The following is a 17,171-nucleotide window of genomic DNA, read 5'->3' on the forward strand; positions in this document are numbered from 1 at the left end:
CGCCGCGCGGTGCTGATCGACGACCGCTGGGCGACCGCCCGTGAGGATCTGGCCCGGCTGTGGCTGGGCAGCGATGGCGAGGAGAGCGTCGACGGTTTCGTCGGTGCGGGACAAGCCGTTGCCGCACCCGACGCGAACAACCGACCACCCCCGCATCGAGCACGAATTCCACTGCCGCACAACCTATATCGTCTACCACCACACAGCCGCCCACACAGCCGACGCCGAATCCCACCGCACAGCCGACACCCAACCCCGACACACGCCCCACACCAGAACTCATCAGAATCGCCGCCGACAAACACCGCCGCGAACAACCGACCGCCCAGCACCCAGCTACCACCCCGGCACCGAACACGAATCCCGCTACCGCACAACCAACATCGACCCCCACCACACAACCGCCCACACAGCCGACGCCGAATCCCACCACACAGCCGACACCCAACCCCGACGCCCGCCCCACACCAGAACTCATCAGAATCGCCGCCGACAAACGCCGCGAACGCGAACGACTTGCCGCGCAGAACACGACCACCGCCTCAACAGCGGCACCGAATCCCGCTGCCGTACAACAGGAAACACCAGCCTCCACGATCCCCCTCGAGGAAGCGGGATGGCGCACCCTCACCATGCAGAAGGAACTCCCGCTGACGAACTGGGCGTACAACCGCCCGGAGAGCAGTCGAGCGGCGATCTGGATGATCAACCACATGCGTACCGTGGTGCTGCCCGGATTACACCCCTGGGCCACCCCGGAGCAGATCGACGCGGCCTTCTACTCCGACAAGGAGGTCGAGGGCGGCATGGTGTTGCCGACCGTCCCGCTGGACGAACTGCTCACCGACGGCAATGTCCGAGAGCTGGGCGCGGCCCTGCTCAACGCCGCCGACCGCAACACGCGAGCCGAAAGCCCCGCGGGCACGACCCTCAACGAGGGGCTGGCACAACTGCTGAACCAGGACCAGCACATCTGGGAGCCCATCGCGCGCAATCTGGGCCTGGATGTCGAGATGCTGCGACGCGCCCAACACTCCATCCGCGAGCAGATCGAGGCCGAACGTCCCGGCACCCCGGTGACGGCGTCGGATATGCGCGCGGTGCGCCACTGGGTCGCGCCGGGTGCGGAGGATTCACTCGCGGAGTACACCCGCAGTCATGTCTACGAGCCGATCATGGGTCCCCGGCGAGACGCACACATGCTGCGCAGGCATCTGCTGCTGCACGAATACGCGCTGATCGGCAAGACACTGTCCCGGCGCGAGTTGGAAGCCTTCGGCACACTGCGCATGCTCCGCGAGGAACGACTGGATCCGGGCCGGACACTGCCGCGCGACGCGAAGGGACGGGTCGACTCGGACGCGTTGGAGGCGCAGCTGCGCGCCGAGAATCCAGCGCTGCGTTTCATCGTCCCGCTGTATCGCTACGACGAGCACGATCACGACCACAGGACCCGCGACGCCGAGGGGAACGCCGTGGTCGACGGCGTGCTGGCCCTCTACGACGAGGGGGTGATCGATGTCGCGACGGCACAGCGGCTGGACCGGCCCGGTGAATACGTGGTGGAACTGCCGCTGCGTCCGGGAGCGGTCCTGCAACATCTCGGCACGACCGATCACTGGTTCCTGGAAAGGGCTGTCCACCAACGTTTTCCGCTCTTCGCCGGGATCTCCGGCGGCACCGCCCGCATGGGCCGGGACGCCCGGTTGATGTTCGGCGCCGCCCCGCCGGACGTGTCGATGGACGACCTCGCCCTCATGATGCTCGGCTTCGTCGGGGGACACCACACGTTCTACGAGGAATTGCACGGCCTGCGCATGGCAGGTATCCCGACCATCCCCGACGCCGCGTACGCGACCCCCGAGACGCTGTACGCGGCGATGGACGAGTACGCCGAGCAATTCGGCTATCCGCACGATGCGTGGCGGCACACCTACCGCACCACCCTGTCTCCCGCCATCGCATCGCGAAGCGCCGATACCGCACCGGACCCACGCCTGACTCACCCGGCAGGAAGGCGTGCCCCGCACTCCGACCATCCCTCGGATGGCACGAAACCCGTTCCGGCACAAGGTGTATCCGACACCTCGACATCCACACCGCCACCCAACCCGCCTCCGGCCACGACCGCGGAGAACCAGTGTGCCGTCGTGCTGCTCCAGGATCTACACGCCGCGGGCATCTCCGTGCGAGAGCCGAACCCCACCGAGATCGGCCCCGAGGGCATGCCCATGGTCGGCGACAACGGCCTCGAAGACCGCATGCCGCACACGGAAAACGGTGCCCGCAACGAATTCCAGGAAATCCCCCTCACCCCCGGCACCCACTCGATGGGCGAAATCATCGACTGGGTCAACGAGCGCCTGCACCCCGCCGCCCGGCCGAACGCCCGAAAGGTAGCGGTGGTAGTCGAATTCGCCCCCGAAGACCAAGCCACCGCAACCCTCCCCAACGGCAACCACCAGAAAGTCGGCGGTCACGCCTTCCTCATCCCCGCCATCCCTCTCCCTCACAACGACCCGCGCCGAGTAGTACGAGCCTTCGTCCTGGCCTTCGACGACAACCGACCCACTCCCCTCCCCGGCGCAATCCCACGCCGCCCCGTATCCCCCGATTTCCACGTCGGCCGCCCCGCGGACGACAACACCCCCGGACAGGAACCCACCCCGCCACCCGCGATCCACCTCGACAACCTGCTGACCGTACGGAACGCGCTCGCTACCGAACTGGCACATCCCGATCCCACGCACGCCGCGGTCGCACCGCACGAACTACGGCAGCCGCTCGCTCTGCTGGACGAGTTGGTGGCCGTGCAGCAGGGCGCGCACCCGGTCACCGCGGAACGGTTGGGCCTGCTGACGGATTTCGCGCACATGGTGGACCATGCCCTGTTGCAGCCGCCGAGAGACGCCCTCGACGCCGCGAGCCGTCGACTCGGCGAGATCGAGGCCCAGTTGCGGGCCGCACCCACGGGGCATCGGATACCAGCGGGCAACACCGGTCTGCTGGACGGGGTCGACGACGAGCAGTTGTCCCGGGTGTGGGAGGCGGCGACCAGGCAGATGGTCGCGGCCGGGCGGGCGACGGACGAGACGACCTGGGACGACGCCGCGGCGAACGCGCGGTACTGGACCCTGACCACCGTGGTCGGGCGGCTGGAGGATTTCCTGTCGTTCGCGCAGACGCCGGAAGCGCTTGTCCCCCAAGTTCATTTGGCTCTACTGAAGGCCCACTTCACCACGACCGCCGCATGGTTGATAGCCAACGCCGCCGCCGCGGGCACGATGAACCCCATCGCGGCGGCCGCGGTCGTCGCCTTCCGCGCCGCCGGACAGGATTTCCGGGAGCCAGCCGCCCAACCAGCCGACACGCCTTCCACGACAAACCAAGTCACGCCCGACTGGGACGCATTGGAGACGAATACCCAACGCACGCAAACGAATACCGCACCACCACACCTGGACGGCACCCCCACCGACGCGAACGTCCCGACCACGCACACCGACAACTCGCCCACACACACCAACGACCCGCCCTTACACACCGACAACCTGTCCACCCATACCGACAACTCGCCCACACACACCGACAACCCACCTGCGCACACCGACGACCCGTCCACTCACACCAGCGCCCCACCCGCGCACCGCGAGGAAAACCTGGGTTCCGTTGCGGCACTCAGCGATATCGGCTTGCGACACGACACCAACGAAGACGCGTACGCACAGGCAGTAGTGGAGATCGACGGCAAGCTGGTGCACGTACAGGCAGCGTGCGACGGCCGATCGACATCGACCGATGGCGCCCGGGCCGCGCGCGTGGCCGCGGACGGCGCCGTCGCCGATATGGTCACCGCCCTCACCGCGGCAGGGGCCACCGGCCAGTTCGACCGAATCGCCGTCGCCCGAAGCGGTCTGGCCGCCGCCGGCGACCAGGTTCGAGCCCTCGGCGAACAGCCCGAGTACGCCGGTCTGACCGCGGACGAGAAACCGGACTGCACGATCATCCTGGCGATCGTCGAGGAGCACCAGGTGACCTGGGATTGGGAGGGTGACAGCCGCGGCTACAAGCTGTCCCTGCGCCCCGGCGAATCACAGCGGATGACCGAGGACGACTCGATGCTCACCCTGCTGATGCAACGCCTGGGCATGCCGGAGGCACAGGCACTGCGACATCCCCAGGCGCACATGATCTCCCGATCCCTGAGCCAACCCTCCGGCGGCGAATCGCACGCCAAGACCACACCGCTGTCCCCCGGCGATTTCGTACTGCTGTGCACCGACGGCATGTGGAACGACACCTTCGAGGCCGAATCCCTCGCCGACCTCCTCCGGGACTCCTGGACCCGCACCCCCGACGATCTCCTCGCCGTACTGAAGTCCTTCGCTCAGCGCGCACTCGACAACGGCGGCCACGACAACATCACCGGCATGCTGACCCGCCCGACCCCACCCGCACCCACCTCGACACCCTGGCATCGTGCCGAAGCAATCGAACCCTTCCACCACTTCGACCAGCGTGCGGCAGCCGACCTCGCCCCGCGCGATCAGCACCGCAGGCCATTCGGCACCCGACCCGATATCGCGGGAATCCCCAACGGCAGCTTGGCCTTCCATCACCACCCCGACGATCCGAACGGAACGGATTGGCACGCGGTCGAACCCGGGCCCACCGGGCCGCGAGAACACCGCGCGGTACCGACCCCGGACCTCTCATCGGTACGCCCGCTGGTCGAACTCCTGCACACGCGGACAGCGGACCGGACACAATTGCACCGGGAACTGTCCGGACTCGAGCAGAACTACGGCGCCCATCGCTTCGAGATCTCCTATGCCGCCTACACCAGAGAACTCGGAACAGCGGCCGAAAGTTTCGTCCACAGACCCGATCTCGGATTGCGATTGGAAGGCCGAATCGTCGATGATCAGGGCCGGAAGGTCGGCAGCGTCCGGCAGATCGTCTTCCTGGATCCCCAGGGTCGAGCGGTCGTATTCATCGACAACATCTACCTGCTGGAAGGTGCGCGCGGAAAAGGGTTCACCACTTCGTTCATGACCGCGATGGAAGACTACTACCGTCGCTCCGGCGTGCACCGGATCGAGCTGAAAGCCGTGCGCGACGGTGCGTACTTCTGGGCACGGTGGGGATTTCGATTCAACGACCACCCCACTCTGATGAAGCGCTCCGCTGACAGCATCCGCGAAAAGATCCGAAATATGATGCCGTACAGCACCCCCGACGATCGACTGCAACTGCGGGCCGCCGACAGGCGATTGCGGAGACCGGCGACCGGCCACCCCACCTCGGCGGATCTCGCCGAGCTGACCGGCGACAATCCACGCCTCGGCCGGGACCTCCTGACCGATACGTTCTGGTTCGGGGTGAAGGTCCTGTGACCACTCCCGACCGGCTGATGCGCGGCGGGATCAGTAACCCAGTGGCGCCCGGTTGGCGTCGGCCTGCTGCACGTTGCTGGTGAGGTTGGAGCCGTCGCGGGAGACGTGGTAGCGGTGCATGACGTAATTCATGCTGGCGGCGATATTGGCGGTGGGGTCGGTGATGGAGCTGGAGGTTCCGGATACGTGGTACGCGCCGAAGGTGCCGGGAATTGTTTGGGTCAGGCCCTGGGAGGGGTGTCCGGCGGCGGCATTGGAATCGGTGAGGTTGATGGATCCGACATCGCCGCCTGATTCGCGCTGGATCAATGTCAGATAGCCTTCGGTCCAATTCTTCCGGGCCGTCGGATCGGTGATGCCGAGCGCGTCCAGTGCCTTGCCGATGTATTCCTCGAGTTCGGTGCGGCTCAGGCGGTGGTGCGCGGTACTGCCGCCCGAACTGCTCACCGGCTGGGTGTATTTGCTGTCGTAACCGCCCGAACCGTTGACGGGGACATAACTGCCGCCGCCTCCCCCGCCGCCGCCACTGCTGTAGGAGGTGGGCACGTACGGGGCCTGTGAACCGCCGACCTTGTCGGCCTGCGACTGGATCTGGTCGTTGGCGATCTGGATCTCGTCGTGCACCGAAACGACCGCCGAGAGAACGGCTTTCGTCAACGGCGCTTCCCGGGCGGCGGACAGGTAGGTGCTCCCCTTGGCGGGCTGCCAGTCGTGTGCGGAATCGAGGGTGCCGGTGAGCTGCTGGATCGTCTTCTCGATTTCCTTCCAGGTCTCCGCCGCGATACCGCCGGTATCGTATGCGGAGGATTTCACCCCGGTGTCCTGCTCGTGGATCGTGGACTTTATCTCGTCCAGGTCGGACATCTTGGTCGAATAGTTGTCGACCATCTGAGCCTTGCCGTCGGTGACCGTCGCGAGCTTCTTGTCGCTCAGCAGTTTCACCAGATCCGGCACATCGTCGGTCTGCCCGGACCCGAGCAGATCGACCGAGGTCTGAATGGTTTCCTGCGCGGTCTTGATGAGCCCTCTGAGCCCCGGCGACGCCTTGGGCGGACAATGCTTGTTCAGATCGACCGGTTTGTAATGTTTTACGGTAGCGGTTGAGCTCACCGGGCACCACCGCATTCTCGCTCGGGGATTTCCGTCGTATTCAAGTATCCACTGTTCCCACTGTCAGGAAGGCGTACGCCCGCTAGCGCCCCGGTCCCGCAGTGATCGTCGGCCGCTGCCGCACCACGGTCGGCGCGAGCGAGGACGGCGTGAACCGGGGGTGGTCGAGCAGCTGACCGTGCGCGTAGACCACATCCCGCAGCAGCTGACGGTTCGGCTCCGCCGACAGCGACAACACCAATTCGTCACAGCGACGTTCGAACAGCATCGCCCGCAACCTCGCCGCCGCCTGCCCTTCCGTGGACTCGGACCGCAACTCCCCCAACGGAATTCGCGACACATCCGCCCGCAGCGGCAGCATCGAGACCACCAGCATGTCGTCGGCGTCCCGCAACTCGGCCCACCACTCCTGCGGCACATCCCGCCCCTGCCGCAACGCTTGCAGAATCCGTTCCCGCAATGTGCCCGTCCCCAGCGACGCACCCGAACGCAACTCCGCGACCCGCGTATGAGCATCGACCGCGAGCTCGAGACACCGCCCGGCGATCCGCTCGGGCGGCGCCGCACTCACCCGTTCCAGCAGGTGCGGCGCACCCACCAACTCCAGTCGATCCGCCAAACCCGCTGCGGGACAGGAGAAATCCATGGTCGGCTGCGCACCCACCGACCCCTCGACCGGCGCGCCGGGCAGCTGACGACGCAGTCCGTCGTCGATCGGCTGCGAGGAGACCAGCGCCGAGAGCCGGGCACCGGTCTTCCCGCCCCAGACCGCCGCGAACTCCGCCAGCACCCGCGCCGGATCCGAAACCCCTTCCCACGCAGCACCATCCGCGTCGGACCACACCCACGGCATGGACATCTCACGCGGCAGGTAGACGCCCGCGGGCAGCCAGCCACGCCCCTCGGTGGTGGTCACGAAGGCGGTGACCCCGCCCGGATGCCGCAGCAGCGACACCGCACAGCCGAGCCCCACGGTGACCGATTCGGTCACCGTCAACAGACTCGACAGCAGCGAGCGCGCCAGCACCAGATCACCGTCGACGCGCTCGCCCAGAATGAACGTCGGCGCGGCCGCCGCCAGCATCGCCGCACCCACCGCGTCTCGCACAATATGGTTGCTGCCCTGGGCATCCGGTGAATCAGCGATATCTCCGTCGTCGCGCGCACCGGGCCGAGCCGGTGCCTGCCCCTTGCCCGGCGTGGCCGTCACACCCGACGCGCCGACGGGCTGCCCCGGACCACCCGACACGGCTCCCGGCGACGCGGCACTCGGCGGCGGCCCACTGGGCGTGGCCGAAACGCGCGGTGCCACACCGGATCTACCGCCCGTCGCGGAGTCCACGGTCGCCCCACCGGTGTGTGCGGTCGCCGCGGACGAAGTGGTCACCGCCGTCGAAGACATGACCTGCGGCGACCCCGCCACCGCCTGCGATACGGCACCGACCACCCCGAGACCCATCAGATCCGTTGCGGCAACGGGTGTTTCATTCGATCGGCCTTCATGCGCACCGGATACCGTGGACGACTCGGAATCCGGCCGCGAAGTCCCCACCGGCACCGCACCATCGGTCCGGTAACCACCCGGATCACCCGACTCCGAGGCATGCTCCGAAACAGATTCGGGTGCAGCATAATTCGTATCCGGAGCACTGGAATCCGCCATCGCCGGAGCATTCGAACCACCGTACGACTGCCCATCCCCGGACGACACGGGAGCGGGCCCGTACGCCGGACCACCGGCCGGAGCATCACCGTTGGACGGCACCGACGGCGCTGTCGCCTCCGGAGCCACGGCCGGCCCCGCCTGCACCGGAGCCTGCGTCGAGACATCCGGCGGCAACGACCCCGGCACATTCGGCAGCACCGACACCGGCGGCTGCAACCCGAACCGATCCAGGAACCTCCCCAGATCCCGCAACGCCGGAACCGACGGCGGCACACCATGTTCCGGCAGCTGATAACGATCGGGCTCGAGCCCGGACCCGTGGCCCCGCCCGTACGGCCGGGACCTGCCCCCACTCCCGGCCCCGCCACGGGACCGCGGCTGCGAGACGGCCCACGGATCCCGCTGCCCCAGCAACGCCGCCAACACCTGCAACTCCGGAAGCCCTTGCGGACCAATGGAATTCAACGCGGCATTCATCTTCGCGGCAACCTGCTGCTTGGCGTCGTCGATGATCGCCGAGATCCGCGCCTGTTCGGCCTCGAGATCGGGCTTCTCCTGCTTGGACGTTTCCGCGATCACCTCCCGAATGTCACCGGTGGCCGTCTCGACGATGTCGTGAATCCCATGACGCGTCCGATAGACCAGATCGGCGATATCGCGAAACGTATCGGCCGCGGCGACCAGCGCGTCCACGAACCGGTCCAACGTGTCCTTCTGCGCGAGCATGTGGTCCTTCACCGGCTGCATCCCGACACTGCTGGGCACCGCCGCCTCGAAGGCGCGCCGCGCCCGCTCGGCCTCGGCCGGATCCAATGCGGCCGCCCCGTTGCGCGCCGCCATCTCCAGATCTCCCCAGTCCGCGGGCGAGATCACCGGCCAGTTCTTGCCGACGATCCTGTCCCAGTACGGGCCCGCACGCTCCGCGTCCATCCGACAACCGGTCCCTAGCCGTCCACCCGCTCGCCCCCCGAGGCGTCGGCGGCCGCGAGATTACCGCTGTGCCGCGTCGCGTACCGCACGCCCGCGTCACTGCCGCCGTTCGCCGAATCGACCGCGCTGGCAAACCATGTGCGGATCTCCGCCGGTATCGCGAGCAACCGCCGGTCCAATCGGGAGAGCCCACTGCCACCCACCGTGAAATCGGCGGCGATCGTGGAGACCTGCCCGGTGAACGACGTGAACGCGTGATGGTGCTGCCCGGAGGTGGTGACGGCCTCGTGGGTGTCGATGTTCAGATCATCGGACATACCGTGTCCTGTCTCGGGTGGCTACTCAGGAAGACGTGCCGAATTCGGCATGTTCCATTGCGCGGTAAGCGGATTCGGTGGGCAGGTCGAACGAGTCGATGGTGTACGGACGGGTGCCGTTGAACTCCATCTCCGCCCGCAGGCCCACCCGGGATTTCTGGTGCGCCAGCCGGGCCAGCCGCACGATCTCGGTGCCCAGCCAGATCTCGCCGTTGTCGCGGGCGTCGTCGGTGATGTGCAAACCCACGATCTCACCGTCCCGCCCGCACGCGACGCCCACGGTGTGATCGGGGTTGAACACCTCGTAGGTCATGGTCCGCCAGTTCGGCCCGGCATCGCCGACGTCGTCGGCCGGGAGCTGATCCGCCACGGGAATATCGGTCATCGGTTGCTCCTAGATACGTAGGGCGGGAGCGGTCAACTGCTCGTCGAGCACCGCCCAGGCGGCGTCGTCGATGGTCATGATCTGGCCCAACTGCCAGAATCGGGCACCCAGATACATCTCGCCGGTGCCGCCGGGCGCGATGTCGAGCCGATCGGGCCCCTCGATCGCGGCATCCAGCGTGATGGTCGTGACCGGCGGATTGCGGTCGTCGACCTGGATGATCGTCCCGGCGCTGCCGGGGATGAAACTCTGCCGATAGCGCGGACCGGCCTTGATCACCACCGTCGCGCTGTTGGTGGTCAGCGAGATCTCCGGATTCAGCAGCAGCTGCATCGCCCACGAGCGGGCCGCCGTCTCGGGCCGCTCACCGTTGATCGAAATGGCAAGCGTGGCAGCCAGATCCACGATCAGCACGGTCTCGGCCGTGGTCACCCCGACGATCACCAGCCGCTTCGGCGTGCCGACCGGATACGGCAGTTCCTCGGCGGCCAGCGTCAGCACGTCCGAGCCGGCCCCGGTGCCGGTCGCGGGATGCGCGCAGATCGTGCCCGTGGCGACCTCGACGGTGTAGGCGGCGATCGGACCCGACCGGTGATCGGCGACCCCGGCCAGCCGGACCAACCCCTCCTCGTGCAGCCACCGAACGGTGTCCGCGACGGTGACGGGATCCGGCTCGGTCACGAAACGAACTCCGCCGCACCGGATTCCGTGTCCGACCCGGAGCCGGTGGCCCACGGATCGTGATCCATCAGCTGCTCGTACTGGCGCGCGGCATCGGCGGTGCTGTCCCGGATCGCGGCCATGATCTCGGTGATCAGCTCATCGGATTCGAAACGATCCGCGGTGCCCGGAGCCATGTACAGCGAGGTCAACCGGCCCATCGCGTCGACCTCGGGAATGACCGCACCGCTCGGCGAGGGGCGACGCGCCCGGATGGCATCGATCCGCTCGCGCAGATCCGCGATCTTGTGCCGGAGTTCGCGGGCGGCGTCCAGGGCCGCCTGGACCTCGGGATGGATATTGGTCATGCGGTGCCTCCGGATTGACTCGGGGTCTGGGAGTTCGACGGTGTCGGGGGTGTCACGCTGGGCGCGATCGTCGGTTTCTCGCCGATCACCTGCTCGGTGTGCGGAGTGTCGTCGACGTACATCAGCCGGTCGGGGTGCCAGGCCACCACCCGGTTGCGGTCCTGATTACCGCCGGTCTGCCCCATCCCCGGCGACATCGGCATGTACGGCATGTACGGCGAACTGCCGGACGCGGCCCGGCCCGCCGCGGCGGCGGAGGTCTGGAGCGGTTCGATCACCGATGCCCGGGGCAGACTCGGCGAACTGGTGAGACTGCCCGCGGCGGCCACCATCGGCATCGAGGCCACCTCGAAGGATCTGTTTCCGGAGTTCACCGCGTTCGCCGCGTCGGTCAGGCTGCCGATCGACGAGCCGCCGCCGAGTGAGCTGTAATCGCCGTAGTCACCGGCGTAGTCGGTGAGGTCGGCGAGCGAATCCTGGCTGCCGTTCTGATTCAGCCCCGACGTGCCGTTACCCATCATCGAGGTCATCAGCGTCGGCAGCAGGCTCGACAACGTGCTCATCAGCTGACTGGAATCGCTCGAACTGCTGTTACCGCTGCTCGAATTGTCCTGTGTGGCATGGGAACCGACGGTCGTGGTGTATCCCGCGATCGCGTCGGCGGAGCGCGCGTTCTGCTCCTGTGCCTTGGCCAGCGCGTCGGCCACGCCGAGTTCGTCCTTGGAACGCATCGCGGCCAGCAACTCCTTGCGGGCGGCGATGATCTCTTCCGGCGTAGGGTGTTTGGCCATCGCGGTGTCGAAAGCCGAAGTGTAGGTTTCGATTCCGTCGGCGAGGCGTCCCAGGGTGCTGCCCAGTTCGTCGAGCCAGCCGCGATGCTGATTCAGCTGCAAGGCAGCCTCGGCGCCGACCGGGGTCCACTTCTCCAATGTGTGCGCGGCGTGATCCACACCGTCCAGCGCCACCAGGTGGGAGCTGCCGAGATAGCTGCGGATATTCCCGGCGAAGGCGTTGGCCGGGCCGGTCCCGGGCCCGGCGCGCAACTGCTCCGCGAAGGTCAGTGGATCGATCTCGACACCCGGCAGCGGCAGGTCGAACACCGGCGCCTGCCGGGCCGTCGGCAGCACCGGTTCGGCGACCGGATTGGTCAGCACCTCCCGGCCCCCGCCCCCGACCGTGCGCGCGCCGGTATCGTCGGCATCGGTGTAATCCGTTGCCGCGGAACCGGTTTTGTGCGCATGCTGGTTCACCAGGTGCAGCACGCCCTGCATCCCGTTGAACAGCTGAGCGGCGTGCGCGTTCGCGCCCGGGACGAATCCGCCGGAGATGTGATCACTGCCCGCGGGCAGCACCCAGCCCGTCGGCAGCCCGGCCCCGGTGGTCCGCGCCAGCTCGGCGAGTCCCGCGGCCACCCCGGCGAGTTCGTCCGGGTCGACGTTCAACGGCTGCACATCGGTCTCCTCTCACACCTCGCGATCAACTGCCCGGCACGGTCGCGGCGTGCTGCAACTGCTGCCCGCCCGTCGGATCCCCGGTCGTCGGAACCGCATGCGTCGAATCCCCGGCACTGGTCGCGCTCGCCTCGATACCGTGCGGATGCGCGAACCCGGCGAAGGAGCCGAAATCGCCTCCCTTACCGGACATCTCGGGCGTGAACGGCTTCTGCTGCCCGTCGATCACGACCTCCAGGCTGCCGCCCTGACCCGCATCGGCATCCGGCCCCGAGGCGCCGCCCGGCGTGGAACCCCACACGATGACGATCGCGGTGTGGTTGTCGTCCCAGGTGGCGACATCGCCGGTCACCAACTGACTCGGATCGACACGCTCGCCGATCTGCTTGGGATCGCTCCACTTCGCCGGGGTATTCGCCCCCTGCGCGTAGGCGGCCTGGGCGTCGGTCCCGGCCTGGTTGCCGAACGCCGCATCCAGAGCGTTCGCAACCACCACCGACACCTTCTGCACGCGACCATCCGGGAAGGTGTAATCCACCAGCCCGTCCGCCCCCGGCACCCGAGCCGGAGTGCCCGCGGGTGGCGCGGTGGTTCCGGGACCGTTCGGCGCGGTCTGCGCCGGATTCTGCGCGGGAGTCGCCGGAGCGGCCTGCGCGGGCTGCGGCGTCCCCGGCGTGGCCGGGCCCTGCTGATACCCCGCCGGATAAGGCTGCTGCATCTGATTGTTCGGATTCTGATCGGACTGATTCCGCATCATGGCCTGCATCTGCATCATCTGCATCATCTGGCCGATCATGCTCGACATATCGCCCATGCCCGAGGTGCCGGAAGTATCGGACACCGGCGTGGTCGAATACCCCGACCCATTCCCGGAATCGCCATTGCTGGTGCCCGTACCGTTGGAATTGCCCGCCGGATCGGTGGACCCGGTACCGCCACCGATATCACTCGAACCGCTGGCACCGGTCAGATCCGGTGGGTTCCAGGTGATATCGGAGGAACCGCTCGCACCGGGCGTGGCACCGGCGCCGGACGCGCCGTTGTTGAGCCCCGGCGGGTCGTAGCTGCCGGATGCCCCGCCCGACCCCTTCTTCAGCGCATTGTATTTATCCAGCAGATCCTGATATTTGGTGTTCAGCGAATCGTATTTGTCGGTCAGATCTTGAAGCTGCTTGGTCTGATCGTTTATCTTGCCCGCCGGAATGCCCAACTTGTCGGTCAGCGCGTTGAGATCCGTTTCCATCTGCTTCAGGCCCGTAGCCGTATAGGTGAGGATATGCGTGTTCTCGTCCTGACCATCCCCCGGCAGGGTCGACGCGCTGGCACTGAGGCCGCTGATGTCATCACCGACCACCGTCTGATATTTCACCAGATCATCCGCGGTGACTTTCACATTCTCGGTGATGGTCGTCATCGTGTCCTGCACGGACTGATAGGCCTTTTTGAGCTGCACAGCGACTACGTTGTAATTTCCGCCCGCCTCGCTTTTGAGGTCCACCTGCTCCACTTGCGGCACGACCACACTGGTCGGCATCGGCGTCTTGGTGCCGTCCCCGAATTTCGCCCACATCCGGGATATACTTGCGACATAATCGTCATCCAGATATGACGTGATATGATCCGCTATCTTCAAGCTCTTGAGATCGCTGTATTTATCCAACAACGGAGACTTTCCGTCAGGAATCTCGAGCGGCGGCATATCGGTCATGCAGTCACCGTGTCACCGTTATCCAGCTTGATCTTCACCTTCCCCGAGGTGGGGTACTGCGCCAAACCGTATTTGTCGTATTTCAGCTTGTCCTGGGTGTCGTTACTACCGAAGGCAGTCGATGTGGCATTGGGTGAGCCGGCTAAGCGTGTCGGAACCTGACCGAGGTTCGGTAAGGGATTTCCGCCGTCCGGCGAGAAGTAGCCTCCGAGACCAGCACCGGCGACGGTCCCCACACCACGCGCAATGCTCGGCGTCACCGCCGATACGAGAGACGCACCGGCGGGAATCACACCACGCAGCAGAGCGCCGGCGCCACCACCCGCCAGACCACCCAGCCCGGAAATCAGGGCACTTTTACCCACATTGCCCCAGTTGATGGAACCATCGGCGAGAAGACCCTGTCCGATACTGAAACCCCCGCCAGCCACCGCGGCACACGCTCCCCCCAAGAGAATGGCACCGATTCCGATCGGATTCGACATCAGCACAAGGGGAACAGCGGCGGCAGCAGCGGTCACCAGTCCTTTGCAGAGGCTACCCCAGAATCCCATCGTTACCACCTACCAGTTGCTACGAGGTCGAGTGCCGCCGTACCGATGGTCGCGGGCAGCTTCCTTACCGGACTCATTCATTGTCGACGATTCCCAACAATGGGAATGCGAGACGATCACGTCCACCGGCTCGCGGCGTAACTGCTGGGCAGGTTCACCACTCGGACGGTCGCGCCGGTGTGCGGGGCCTCCACGCATTTGCCGTTGCCGATGTACATCATGACGTGACCGGGACTGCCGTTGTTGAATTCGGCGGCCGGGAAGATCAGGTCGCCGGGCTGGATGTCGGACGGGTTGACCTTGGGTAGTTGCTGGTACTGCTGTGCGGCCGTGCGAGGGATCCGCGCCCCGGCCGCGGCGGCCGAGTACTGGGTCAGGCCGGAGCAGTCGAATGCGTTCGGCCCCTCGGCACCGTAGACGTACGGGGTGCCCTGTTCGGACAGTGCGACGGAGATCGCCTTCTGCGCGGCGGACGAGGACCCCGCAGCAGCCGAGGCGGAGTATGACTCCCCTTTGGCCGCAGGGTAATTCACACCGATGAGGTTGTAGAGGTACTGGTCGGTGAGCCGGTTGATCTCGACCGCGACGGCGTTGGCGTTGGCGTTGCTGTTACCGACGATCTTCAACGCGTTGGACAGGGCCGAGATGAGGATCTGATGGACCTTGATCTCACCTTCCCTGGTGTATGCGGCGGAACCGAGTTGTACCAGTTGGCTGTTGGTGTCGTTGACGAGCTTGGTGATCGCATCCCGATCGACGGAATGGTTACCAGCGAGGTACTTGATGTAGGAGACGAGCTCGGTATCGAGATTGTTGTAGGCGGTTCCAGCGTTCTGCTGATACTTCTGCCTGCGGTCGAGTGCCGACATCCCCGAACCACTGCCGTTGCCGTCGACCTGGTTCTGCACCGAACCCGTTTGGGGAGTGGAGGTTTGGCCGTTTCCGTAGACGTCGTTGAGCTGATTCAACGCGTTCTGTGCATCCTGAGCTTCCTGCGACAGTCCGCTACCGCTGGACCCGCCAGCCGCTCCGCTGCTACCGGATCCGCTCGTTCCGCTGCCCTTGGATCCGCCCAGACCGCTCAGCGCGGAGGCGATCATCGGCAGCATGGTCGCGGCCATCATCGCCGCGGGTTCCAACTGGGAGAGCGGATCCGAGGTGTTGGACGAATTGTTGTTGTTTCCTTGGCCGACAGGACGGGACTGCACCCACTGCGCGGGCATCCCACCTGTCGATGCCGGTTGCGTCGCAGCCGGATTCGCCAAGGCCGGAGCTTGTGCCGAAGTACCCGCAGTTGAAGTGCCCGCAGTCGAGACCCCTGGCGCCGCCGTACTCGCCCCGGTTCCAGAGGTACCCGGCAGCGCCGTACCCGGCGTCGCGGTCACCGTACCCGGTGCCGGGCCAGTGCCTGTACCGTTCTGCCCCGGCGCAGTGACCGTGCCCGAATTCACGGGCGGGTTCAGATCCGGATTACCCTGCTGCACAGAACTATTCGTGGACGGCGACGCCGCCCCCGGCAACTGACCATTCGTCCCCACGGGCCGCGCCCGCTGCGGCGCGGGCCTGGTCCACGGCGTCACCGCAGTCACGGACGGATCTGTCGCGGCCGTACCATCCCCGGTCGCGGGATCGACGACATCAGCCGCGGACGCCTCCGCACTGGTCACGACTCTCCCCTCAACACCCGCTTCACCCGAACATCCGACGAAGTCGGAATCGCCTCCTGCACAACCTGTCCCGACCCGGGCTCACTGGTCACCATCCGCGACCCATCCACCGCGATCCCCATCCGAGTCGGTGCGTAATCTCGATAACCCCAGAACACCAGATCCCCCGGCGACACCGCATTCCGATCGACCCGCTGTCCGCAACGGCTCTGCGCGGCAATGGTATTGGGCAACGCGACCTGCAAGGATGCGGCATCGGTGAGCGTGTTGCACGAACCTCCGGTCGATGTGACGGTCGACGCGGAAGTTCCCGGCGATGAGGACCGAGCCGACATCCCAGCGGTTCCGGCCGCACAACCACCGGTCCCGGACGCATTCGACGCCAGATAGATCAACGACTGCGCGGACTGAGCGAAAGACTCTGCGGCACTACCGGTTCCGCTCTCGGGAACCTGTTGGGTCGCCGCCAATGCCAACTGCCGCGCACACGCGACCGAAGGCCCGTAATTCACGGTCGACAGCGGCGGCAGTTGATACGGCGCCGACGGCATCGCACTCACACACGCCCGCTGCCAGCCCGAAACATCCGTCTCATCCGGCGCAATCGTCAGTGACGCATAAGGATTCGTGGTGGGCACTACCGACGACGGCAACGTGTCCTGAGTCGCACTCCCCGCAGTCGTCGGCACCACGGTTTCGGTGGCGGAAGGATCGGGACCGATCGCACTGTCGCACTGGTAGTACAGATCGGCCGAGGACGCCGACGCCGCACTCCCGGCCATCAGCGCCAACCACAGCAGCGGAACGATGAGGGCTCCCAGCAAGAGCACCACGACCAGGGCGATCATCACCGGACTGGGCAGCATGAGCAGGAGCATCACGAGCTGCCCGACCATCGGCATCCGTCCGAGGGGGCCGCCGGTCAGAAAGCGACCGAGCAGGAAGTTCCGCAGCATTCC

Annotated in this window: 12 protein-coding genes; 1 reads left to right on the top strand and 11 read right to left on the bottom strand. The window is 66.4% G+C overall.

The features are described 5' to 3' along the window. Nucleotides 1-632: 632 nt before the first annotated feature. Nucleotides 633-5,396: a GNAT family N-acetyltransferase gene (locus tag NRB20_RS33340; RefSeq protein ID WP_153415404.1), complete on the top strand. Its 4,764-nt coding sequence runs from the start codon at nucleotides 633-635 to the stop codon at nucleotides 5,394-5,396. A 30-nt stretch (nucleotides 5,397-5,426) separates the two neighbouring features. Here the strand turns inward: NRB20_RS33340 and NRB20_RS33345 are convergent, their stop codons facing one another. From NRB20_RS33345 to NRB20_RS33395, 11 genes are all read right to left on the bottom strand, one after another. Next, nucleotides 5,427-6,506, bottom strand: a complete 1,080-nt coding sequence (locus NRB20_RS33345) for a transglycosylase SLT domain-containing protein (RefSeq protein WP_319945722.1) — start codon at nucleotides 6,504-6,506, stop codon at nucleotides 5,427-5,429. An 82-nt stretch (nucleotides 6,507-6,588) separates the two neighbouring features. Next, nucleotides 6,589-9,102 carry a hypothetical protein gene (locus NRB20_RS33350; RefSeq protein ID WP_153415405.1) on the bottom strand — a complete coding sequence of 838 codons (2,514 nt, stop codon included), beginning with the start codon at nucleotides 9,100-9,102 and terminating at the stop codon, nucleotides 6,589-6,591. Between the two features lie 14 nt (nucleotides 9,103-9,116). Further along, nucleotides 9,117-9,419, bottom strand: a complete 303-nt coding sequence (locus NRB20_RS33355; RefSeq protein ID WP_153415406.1) for a hypothetical protein — start codon at nucleotides 9,417-9,419, stop codon at nucleotides 9,117-9,119. A 25-nt stretch (nucleotides 9,420-9,444) separates the two neighbouring features. Next, nucleotides 9,445-9,804, bottom strand: coding sequence for a hypothetical protein (locus NRB20_RS33360; RefSeq protein WP_153415407.1), 360 nt, complete (start codon nucleotides 9,802-9,804; stop codon nucleotides 9,445-9,447). Nucleotides 9,805-9,813: 9 nt separating this feature from the next. Further along, nucleotides 9,814-10,485 carry a hypothetical protein gene (locus NRB20_RS33365; RefSeq protein WP_153415408.1) on the bottom strand — a complete coding sequence of 224 codons (672 nt, stop codon included), beginning with the start codon at nucleotides 10,483-10,485 and terminating at the stop codon, nucleotides 9,814-9,816. Next, nucleotides 10,482-10,832, bottom strand: coding sequence for a YbaB/EbfC family nucleoid-associated protein (locus tag NRB20_RS33370; protein WP_153415409.1), 351 nt, complete (start codon nucleotides 10,830-10,832; stop codon nucleotides 10,482-10,484). The genes NRB20_RS33365 and NRB20_RS33370 overlap by 4 nt, the downstream gene beginning before the upstream one ends. Next, complete coding sequence (locus tag NRB20_RS33375; protein ID WP_153415410.1) at nucleotides 10,829-12,283, bottom strand: PPE domain-containing protein; 1,455 nt, start codon at nucleotides 12,281-12,283, stop codon at nucleotides 10,829-10,831. Before NRB20_RS33375 ends, NRB20_RS33370 begins: the two co-directional genes overlap by 4 nt. A 25-nt stretch (nucleotides 12,284-12,308) precedes the next feature. Then, nucleotides 12,309-13,991 carry a hypothetical protein gene (locus tag NRB20_RS33380; protein ID WP_153415411.1) on the bottom strand — a complete coding sequence of 561 codons (1,683 nt, stop codon included), beginning with the start codon at nucleotides 13,989-13,991 and terminating at the stop codon, nucleotides 12,309-12,311. Beyond that, nucleotides 13,988-14,545: a hypothetical protein gene (locus NRB20_RS33385; protein WP_153415412.1), complete on the bottom strand. Its 558-nt coding sequence runs from the start codon at nucleotides 14,543-14,545 to the stop codon at nucleotides 13,988-13,990. The genes NRB20_RS33380 and NRB20_RS33385 overlap by 4 nt, the downstream gene beginning before the upstream one ends. A 116-nt stretch (nucleotides 14,546-14,661) precedes the next feature. After that, nucleotides 14,662-15,768 carry an NlpC/P60 family protein gene (locus NRB20_RS33390; RefSeq protein WP_153415413.1) on the bottom strand — a complete coding sequence of 369 codons (1,107 nt, stop codon included), beginning with the start codon at nucleotides 15,766-15,768 and terminating at the stop codon, nucleotides 14,662-14,664. A 440-nt stretch (nucleotides 15,769-16,208) separates the two neighbouring features. After that, nucleotides 16,209-17,168: an NlpC/P60 family protein gene (locus NRB20_RS33395; protein WP_153415414.1), complete on the bottom strand. Its 960-nt coding sequence runs from the start codon at nucleotides 17,166-17,168 to the stop codon at nucleotides 16,209-16,211. Nucleotides 17,169-17,171 lie beyond the last annotated feature (3 nt).

Origin of the sequence: Nocardia macrotermitis (genome assembly GCF_009604405.1) — a bacterium.
Taxonomy (GTDB): domain Bacteria; phylum Actinomycetota; class Actinomycetes; order Mycobacteriales; family Mycobacteriaceae; genus Nocardia; species Nocardia macrotermitis.